The sequence below is a fragment of the Microcystis sp. M_QC_C_20170808_M9Col genome (assembly GCF_007095495.1).
Classification (GTDB): domain Bacteria; phylum Cyanobacteriota; class Cyanobacteriia; order Cyanobacteriales; family Microcystaceae; genus Microcystis; species Microcystis aeruginosa.
The window spans coordinates 1-8,255 of sequence record NZ_SFBZ01000213.1 but is presented as its reverse complement, the minus strand read 5'-3'; the positions used below and the strand labels follow the sequence as shown (position 1 = coordinate 8,255).

At 42.9% G+C, this 8,255-nt stretch carries 6 protein-coding genes and 1 pseudogene; 1 reads left to right on the top strand and 6 read right to left on the bottom strand.

Going from position 1 to position 8,255, the window contains the following annotated elements:
- Positions 1–174: 174 nt before the first annotated feature.
- The 5 genes from EWV68_RS12565 to sufB form a co-directional block, all read right to left on the bottom strand.
- Positions 175–1,680, bottom strand: coding sequence for an RluA family pseudouridine synthase (locus EWV68_RS12565; RefSeq protein WP_287169972.1), 1,506 nt, complete (start codon positions 1,678–1,680; stop codon positions 175–177).
- Between the two features lie 33 nt (positions 1,681–1,713).
- Positions 1,714–2,976: a SufS family cysteine desulfurase gene (locus EWV68_RS12560; protein ID WP_287169971.1), complete on the bottom strand. Its 1,263-nt coding sequence runs from the start codon at positions 2,974–2,976 to the stop codon at positions 1,714–1,716.
- 55 nt (positions 2,977–3,031) lie between these two features.
- Positions 3,032–4,357 (bottom strand): Fe-S cluster assembly protein SufD, encoded by a 1,326-nt coding sequence (gene sufD, locus EWV68_RS12555; RefSeq protein WP_287169970.1) that lies wholly within the window; start codon positions 4,355–4,357, stop codon positions 3,032–3,034.
- A gap of 418 nt (positions 4,358–4,775) precedes the next feature.
- A complete protein-coding gene (sufC, locus tag EWV68_RS12550; RefSeq protein WP_002778368.1) occupies positions 4,776–5,546 on the bottom strand; it encodes a Fe-S cluster assembly ATPase SufC in 771 nt (256 codons plus the stop codon).
- A 189-nt stretch (positions 5,547–5,735) separates the two neighbouring features.
- Positions 5,736–7,178, bottom strand: coding sequence for a Fe-S cluster assembly protein SufB (gene sufB, locus EWV68_RS12545; RefSeq protein WP_036395285.1), 1,443 nt, complete (start codon positions 7,176–7,178; stop codon positions 5,736–5,738).
- Positions 7,179–7,401: 223 nt separating this feature from the next.
- On the opposite strand from sufB, the gene sufR reads away from it, so the two are divergent.
- Positions 7,402–8,040 (top strand): iron-sulfur cluster biosynthesis transcriptional regulator SufR, encoded by a 639-nt coding sequence (sufR, locus tag EWV68_RS12540; RefSeq protein WP_002758414.1) that lies wholly within the window; start codon positions 7,402–7,404, stop codon positions 8,038–8,040.
- Between the two features lie 10 nt (positions 8,041–8,050).
- Here sufR and EWV68_RS12535 read toward each other — a convergent pair.
- Positions 8,051–8,255, bottom strand: a pseudogene (locus EWV68_RS12535) (Uma2 family endonuclease); the annotation flags it as partial.

Sequence of the window (8,255 nt, the reverse complement as noted above, 5' to 3'; positions counted from 1 at the left end):
TCAGGGAAAAAGTACCTGAATTTTCCCCCCAATCACTCCAATGGTCGGCACTTTTTGAGGGAAAAAAAGTCTAAAAACCTTATCCAACAAGGTTTTTAGATTTATTCAGCAAACCCTATTTAACCCCAGTTCGGGTTACTATAGCTAATTTTTGGCTGTTAGCAATTATAGCTCTCAAAAGGGGGTGGGAATGATGAGATCAAGTTTATTTTCGGTCTGAGGATGACGAAACGATAATTGTTTAGCGTGTAGGTGTAAACGGTCGGACTGCTTACCATTGTACAAGCGATCGCCTAAAATTCCTATCCCTAATCCCTGTTGACTATGAACACGAATTTGATGGGTTCTTCCCGTGTAGGGAATAAATTCTAGCCGAGAATAATTGCCTTCTTTGCCGACAACTTTAAAATAGGTTTGACTAGCTTTTCCCCTTTGCCAGTCCACAGTTTGATAGGGTCGATTTTGCGGATTTCCCCAGAGAGGTAGGTCAATTATGCCTGATTCTCGCTCAATAATTTCTGATAATATAGCTTCGTAGATTTTCTCCACTTCTCGCCGTTGAAATTGTTGGGATAAACAACGATAAATATCTAAACTTTTAGCTAGTAATAATATACCAGAAGTTTCTCGGTCTAAACGATGAACTGGAATGACATTTTTTCCCTGACTACGAAACCGATTGACCACAGCATCTTGACTATCTTGATAACGTCCTGCTACCGATAATAATCCCGCAGGTTTATTAATAACAATTATTCCCTCGTCTTCGTAGATAATTTCTAGGGACGAACGTAAACCAGAGAGTAAAAAACCCATGAGAGGTTGACATCTTTCTTGACAAGCACCATAAAATTCTCCCTGTTTTCTATCTCGATTCGATTCTCCCCACCAAAATTCGGCCATGGCGACAGGTTTTAATCCTTTCATGGCGGCATAATTTAATAATTTCGGGGCGCAACATTCCCCTGTTCCCGTCGGTAACAAATTACTGCCCATCAATTTAGCTAAGGAGAGAGATTGTCCAGAAAAGTTGTTTAAACAGTAGGATTGATACAGCAATTCCTGTAACTGTTTGGAGAGGTTCCTACGCTGTTGCTTAAGTTCAATAATTCTCTGATTGGCTAAGTTTATTTTCTCAATTAAGGGTTTTAAAACTTGTTTTTGTTCCTGTTTTAATTGCTTTCTTTCTCTTTTTTCCTGACGACTGATATTATTTAATTTTTCTAATTCTTCTGGGTTTAAATCTCCTAAATTTCTTAACCTATCTCGTTCCTGTTTATGGTTTTGATGTTGTTGCTGTAAAGCTTGTATTTTACGCTCAAAATTTGCTTGATTGAGTCGATATAAATTATGTTCGGGAATTGATTGTAGGGTAATAATTTCCTGTTTAATTGTTTCTAAAAGTTGCAAAACTCGCTTTTCTTCCCGAATAATTTTTTCTCTCCCCACTAGGGACGGAACCCAGCCAGCAGCTTCTCCCTGTCCAGAAAAAGCTTTTAAAACTTCTATTTCGCCAGCAGCATTTTCTCCTAACAAAATTCCATACATTTTACCTTGAGGATTGGTGATAGTTGTCATCAAATCTTGGGCAATTTTTTCAGCCAAAAGAGTGCGGGGCAAGCGCAATAACTCGCCCGTTTCGGGACAAATTCCTTGATAATAATAAGTAACTTCCTTCACTCTTTAAGAACAGGAAAGGGGCCAGAAATCCCCCTAAGAAAAACAATTGGCAAAGAAATCAATAGTTTCCTGTAAAGCGACAATAAAGCTATCAATTTCTTCGCGGGTATTATAAAAATATAGACTTGCCCGCGCGCTGCCGGAAGCATCAAAAAGGCGGTGTAGAGGTTGGGTACAGTGATGACCGGAGCGAATAGCGATCCCTTCGTGGTCTAATAAAGTAGCTAAATCACTAGCATGAATCCCTTCCACATTAAAGGCGGCTAAACTAGCCCGACCTTGGCCTGTTAAACTAGGTGGCGGCCCGTAAATTCTTAAACCCTCAATTTCTCCTAATTTTTTGAACAAATGGGCGGTTAATTCTTCTTCGTAGGCATGAATATTATCCATCCCTAAACCCCTTAAATATTCTACCGCAGCACCGAGAGCAATCGCTTCGCCAATAGCGGGGGTTCCAGCTTCAAATTTGTGGGGCAGTTCCGCACAGGTAAAATGGTCTAAATAGACTTCTGCAATCATTTCGCCACCACCAAAAAAGGGCGGCATTGCCTCTAAAATAGCCTCTTTGCCGTACAAAAATCCAATACCGGTGGGGGCGCACATTTTATGACCACTAGCCACCAACCAATCACAATCTATGGCCTGCACATCAATGGCTAAATGGGGGACACTTTGACAGGCATCAATTAATACTTTCGCCCCGACTTGATGGGCAAGGCTGACTATTTCGGCAACGGGATTAATACAGCCTAATGTATTAGAAACATGAAGGACAGCAACTAATTTAGTTTTGTCAGATAACAAAGATTTATATTGTTCTAAATCAAAGCTTTCTTCGCTGGTTAATGGCACATATTTAATCACTGCCCCCGTCTTTTGGCAGACAATTTGCCAGGGGATTAAATTACTGTGGTGTTCCATAACCGAGAGAATAATTTCATCCCCTGCTTTCAGGGTATTTAACGCCCAACTGTAGGCGACTAAATTAATCGCTTCCGTGGCGTTGCGAGTATAGACAATTTCCTGACGAGAAGCGGCATTAATAAACCTAGCCACCTTATCTCTGGCTCCTTCGTAGGCTTCCGTTGCCCGGACACTTAAAGTATGCGCCCCCCGATGCACATTAGCGTTATCTTTTTCGTAATAGTTTCGCAGGGTTTCTAATACTTGAATGGGTTTTTGGGAAGTGGCGGCACTATCGAGATAGATAAGGGGTTTATCGTGTACGGTTTGATGGAGGATAGGGAAATCGGCGCGGACTTTTTGGGCGAGGGTTTTTTCTTGGATAATTGTCATTTTAGTCAGGAGTCAGAGGGGTACTTTGGGCAGGTTGACACCCACCCCGGTAGAGTTATTCCACACTGCGACAGGCGACACATTGCCCCAATCTTTGGCGGAGGGATTCTAGAGGAATTTTAGCTAAAATCTCGGCCGAGAAAGCATCAATTAACAAACTGCGGGCGGTGTCGGCGCTTAAGCCCCGGCTTTGCAGATAGAATAAATCATCTGCTTCCAGTTGGCTAATGGTTGCCCCGTGGGAACATTTGACGTTATCGGCGGTAATTTGTAATTCGGGTTTGGTGTTGACTCGTGCCTTGTTAGAAATTAACAAATTCCGATTTAACTGGGAGGCGTTGGTTAATTGGGCGGGTTTGGGAACAAACACTTTACCATTAAAGATGGCGTGAGCGCTACCATCAACGATACATTTATGCAGTTGGTTGGCGATGCCGTGGGGATGGTTGAGATAGATGGCGCTGTGGGTATCGGCGGTTTGTTGTCCGGTAATCATGGCTAATCCGTGCAGATTTGTCTCAGTTTGTTCTCCTTTTTGCAGGATATCGAGGTTATGACGGCAGAGTTTAGCTCCTAGATTTATCTCGTTGAGAGTGTAACGGCTATCGCGCCCTTGTTCAATTATCGTGCGTCCGATGTGAAAACCATCTCCCGATTCCCGTTGTACTCTGGTATGGATGACCTCGGCGTTGGCTTCGAGGTAAATTTCTGTGACAGCGTTGGTGAAATAAGAGTAATTTACAGGTAAATCGGAGCAATATTCGGCTAAAGCCCCGTAATTCTCGATAATATTGACACTAGCTCCTGTTTCGGCCACGATGAGGCTATGGGGCTGATAAAAGCGGGGAATTTCCTCCACAACGGTGATAAATAGGAGATGTATGGGAGTTGTGACGACGGTGTTAGCGGTGACGTGAATTACTGCCCCATCGCTTAGTCCAGCTTGGTTGAGTGCGGTAAAAAATTCGGGTGTTTTTTCTTTCCCTAGATAGTTGACAAGAACATCTTTTTGTGCATTGGCGAGATTACTGACGCTGACACCGGGGGGTAAAGCGGAGATATCGGACAATTCGGGCTGATAAATGCCGTTAACGAAGACTAGGTGGCTGTTTTTGGCTTCGGGCAGTAAAAAAACAGCTAGGGCATTTTTATCGATTGTAACGGTTTGGGGAGCGCGAAAATCGATCGCCCAGAGTTGACTTAAATCGGTGAATTGCCATTCTTCGTCTTTTCTGCCAGGAATGGCTAATTCTTGAGCTTTACTGGCTCCCGATTCTCTTAATTCGAGAATTTTACCGTTATCGATAGTGGGAACCGTTTCTCGCGACAATTTTAACAATAATTCTCCTGATTGTTCAGGTTTCGTGATTATGGCTGTCATTGGTAAGAGGGGGTTGGAGGGTGTAGGGTGTAGGGTGTGGGGTGTAGGGTGTGGGGTGTGGGGTGTAGGGTGTGGGGAGTGGGGTAGTGGGGTAGTGGAGCATTTGGCTGAAATTTCCCTAAACCCCTAAATCCCCCCGCAACGCGCACGCAGTGACCACCCTATCTCCCGACTCCTGAATACTGAATACTGAATACTGAATACTGAATACTGAATACTGAATACTGAATACTGAATACTGATAACTGAATACTGATAACTGATAACTGATAACTGATAACTGATAACTGATAACTGAATACTGAATACTGAATACTGAATACTGAATACTGAATACTGAATACTGAATACTGAATACTGAATACTGAATACTGAATACTGAATACTGAATACTGAATACTGAATACTGATAGCTAGATTACTTAACGGCTAATAATTGTTCGTCGAGGAAATCGTAGCCAGTTCTTTCTAATTCGAGAGCTAATTCTTTACCGCCACTGGTGACAATGCGCCCATCGTACATAACATGAATAACATCGGGTTCAATGTAGTTGAGCAGACGCTGATAGTGGGTGATAAGTAAAAAAGCGTTATCGGGAGTAGCTAAGTGATTGACTCCCTGGGCAACAATTCGCAAAGCATCGATGTCTAAACCGGAGTCAATTTCATCGAGAATTCCTAAAGTAGGTTCTAATAAAGCCATTTGTAGGATTTCATTACGTTTTTTCTCACCACCGGAGAAACCTTCGTTTAAACTTCTGCCAAGAAAGCTAGGATTCATCTGGACAACTTCTAGTTTTTTCTCGACTAATTCCTCAAAGTCAAAACTATCTAATTCTTCCGAGCCTAGATATTTTTGTCGGGCATTGTAGGCAACGCGAAGAAAATCGAGGTTACTAACGCCGGGGATTTCTAGGGGATATTGGAATGCGAGAAAGATACCCATAAGCGCTCGTTCATCGGGTTCTTTGTCTAAAAGGTTTTCGCCTTTATAAATTATTTCTCCCCCAGTTACTTCATAATCGGGATGTCCAGCGATTACTTTTGAAAAGGTGCTTTTTCCTGAGCCATTGCGCCCCATAATTGCGTGGGTTTCACCTGCTTTAATTTCGAGGTTAACTCCTTTAAGAATCTGATTTCCATCAATACTAGCGGTTAGATTTTTTACCGATAAAATTACTTCACTCATGAGATGTTTTTCTAGAACAAAAATATTAGTTTTGGTGGTTGACGGCGAATCATCAATTGATGGATAAATTGTCTTAGCTTTTGGTGGGTTACGGCTATCGCCTAACTTAGCTTTTGGTGGGTTACGGCTATCGCCTAACTTAGCTTTTGGTGGGTTACGGCTATCGCCTAACCCACCCTACTTTACTGATTATCCGACGGTTCCTTCTAGCTTGAGACTGAGGAGTTTATCAGCTTCAGCAGCGAATTCCATCGGTAATTTACTGAGGACATCCTTACAGAAACCACTGACTAACATAGAGACAGCATCTTCTTCGGAAATACCCCGTTGTGCGAAGTAGAATAATTGGTCTTCACCGATTTTAGAAGTAGAAGCTTCGTGTTCTACTTTAGCACTGTTGTTATCCACCTGAATATAGGGAAAGGTGTTAGCTTCAGCATTATCTCCAATCAGCATAGAATCACACTGGGAGTAATTTCTTGCTCCCTTGGCTTTCGGTCCCATTTTCACTAAACCGCGATAACTATTTTGGGAGTTACCCGCAGAAATTCCCTTAGAAATAATGGTACTCTTGGTGTTGCGGCCAATGTGAATCATTTTCGTACCTGTATCGGCCTGTTGTTTGTTATTAGTTAGGGCAATTGAGTAGAATTCCCCGACGGAATTATCGCCGACTAAGACACAACTGGGATACTTCCAAGTAATTGCCGAACCAGTTTCCACCTGCGTCCAAGAAATCTTAGAATTAACTCCTTTACACAGACCCCGTTTAGTGACGAAATTGTAAATACCTCCCTTCCCATTGGCATCGCCAGCGTACCAATTTTGTACCGTCGAATATTTAATATCCGCATTATCGAGGGCGACTAATTCCACGACGGCGGCATGAAGTTGATTACTATCGTACATCGGAGCAGTGCAACCTTCTAAATAACTTACCGATGCCCCTTCTTCAGCGACAATTAAAGTTCTTTCAAATTGTCCCGTCTCACCGTTATTAATCCGAAAATAGGTGGACAATTCCATAGGACAGACGACACCTTTGGGTATAAAAACAAAGGAACCATCGCTAAAAACGGCAGAATTAAGAGCGGCAAAATAATTATCACCCACGGGAACCACAGTACCGAGATATTTCTGCACCAAGTCGGGATGTTCCTGTAAAGCTTCCGAAATAGAACAGAAAATAACCCCCTGTTCTGCTAGTTTTTCTTTAAAAGTTGTGGCGATAGAAACGCTGTCAAAGATAGCATCGACAGCGACGTTAGAAAGGCGTTTTTGTTCCGAAAGGGGAATGCCTAATTTTTCAAAGGTTTCGATTAAAGTGGGGTCAACTTCTTCAAGACTGTTGAGTTTTTCTTTTTTCTGTTTGGGTGCAGAGTAGTAGATAATATTTTGATAATCAATGGCAGGATAGGAAACGTGCGGCCAACTGGGTTCGGTCATCTTTTGCCATTGATGGTAGGCCCGGAGACGAAAATCGAGCATGAATTCCGGTTCCTTCTTTTTCGCTGAAATTAGGCGAATAATCTCCTCATTTAAACCGCGGGGGATGGTTTCCGATTCAATATCGGTGATGAAACCGTACTTGTAGGGTTGGTTAACGAGATTTTTAACGGTGGTTGCACTCATGGGGGTTAGTGTTCTCTCTACGCGGTAGGCAGGGGAGGCAGTTAAACAACAATAAAGTTGTTTAAATTGATTATATAATAGATTAACAACAAAGCTGTTGTCAAAGTCACGGAAAATTTCAGAGGATGCTGGTAAACCTCTGTTATTCAGGTTACTCTGTAGGGGTAATTGGCCGCTTCTTGACTCTCAGCAATTGTACGCTAAAGCCTCTGTTTTTGGTATCATGACCACGACTCAACCCGCCTCGACGAAAGACGATATTCTGCAATATTTGCTCAAAAACGGTCAATCTACCGCCCAAGACTTGGCTGAGGAGTTAAGTATTAGTCCGCAAGCGACGCGCCGCCATCTTAAGGATTTGGAGGAGGAAGGACTGATCGAATATTTTGCCGTACAAAATAAGATAGGACGGCCTCAGCACATTTATCGTCTCAGTCGTCAAGGTCGTGGCCGTTTTCCCCATAATTACGATAATTTCGCCGTTTCTTTCCTCAATACTCTCGTGGAGACGGTGGGAGAGCAACAGGTGGGGGAAATTCTCAAAAAACAGTGGCAACGCAAAGCGGCAGAATATCAATTGCGCCTCGGGAAGGGGTCTTTAGGGGAAAGAATGAGAAAATTGCTGGAAATTCGCCAAGAGGAGGGTTATATGGCAGAATTAGTGGCACTGGAAGCAGAAAATAGTTATGTCCTGGCCGAGCATCATTGCGCTATTGCTGAGGTGGCTGGTTCTTATCCCAGTATCTGTGGCCATGAATTAGAAATGTTTGCGCTGCTGCTGCCCGATTGTACGATCGAACGGACTCACTGGATCAATCAAGGTGAGCAACGATGTGGTTATCTAATTAAGTGCAAGGGTTGAAAGGGGGAGATTAGAGATTTTCATCGGGATTTATGCCCAATTCCCGCAGTTTAGCCGCTAATTTTGCGGATTTCTGCCTTTCCTGTTCAACTTGGGTTTCTGCCTGTTGTGCCGCTTCTGCGGGAGTGGGTACTAATTCCCCTTCGGGGGTAAAATAGCGCAATTTATTGGCAGATAAACCCAAATATAAGCCTAATTGTTGACTCCAGAGCCAT